Below are 629 nucleotides of genomic sequence, written 5' to 3'. Positions count from 1 at the left end.
CGCTGGCGCGCTCGAGCACCGGGCGGGCGTCATTGAACCCGTACTTCTGCATGCCGGTGAAGTCGGCGTGGCCCGGGCGCGGGCGGGTCAGCGGCGCATTGCGGGCCAGGGACTCCAGTTCGCGGGGATCCACCGGGTCCGCGTTCATCACGCGTTCCCACTTGGGCCATTCGGTGTTGCCGATTTCAATGGCGACCGGTCCGCCCTGGGTGGCGCCGTGGCGCACCCCGCCCAGGAAGCTGACCTGGTCCTTTTCAAACTTCATGCGGGCCCCGCGGCCATAGCCAAGCCGCCGGCGCGCCAGCGCCGAACGGACGAGCTCACTGTCCACCGGGACCCCGGCGGGTAGACCTTCAAGAATTCCAACGAGTGCCGGGCCGTGCGATTCGCCCGCGGTTAACCAACGCAACATGCACTACATTTTGCCATGTGCCGGCGCTTTTACCGACCTCGATGAAGCGCCACGGCCGCAAACATGGTGTTTGTGACATTTTCGCGCTCTTCCTGCGCCAGGTCCAGCCCGGTGAACAGGCGCACCTGCTCCACCGCCTGGTGCACCAGCATCGCCAGCCCGTTGATGACCGGCCCCCGCCAGGCGGCGGCCAGGGCCGAGGGCCACGGGTCGTAGG

General features: G+C 67.9%; 1 protein-coding gene and 1 pseudogene. Both read right to left on the bottom strand.

Annotated elements, in window-relative coordinates:
* Positions 1-412: chorismate synthase (locus tag JCM19049_RS16850; RefSeq protein WP_279403489.1), on the bottom strand; the 412-nt coding region annotated here is incomplete at its 3' end.
* A gap of 29 nt (positions 413-441) precedes the next feature.
* Positions 442-629, bottom strand: a pseudogene (locus JCM19049_RS16845) (hypothetical protein); the annotation flags it as partial.

The organism is Arthrobacter sp. JCM 19049, assembly GCF_001310435.1.
Note: the sequence above shows the minus strand (reverse complement) of the source record. Positions and strands in the feature narration are given on the sequence as shown.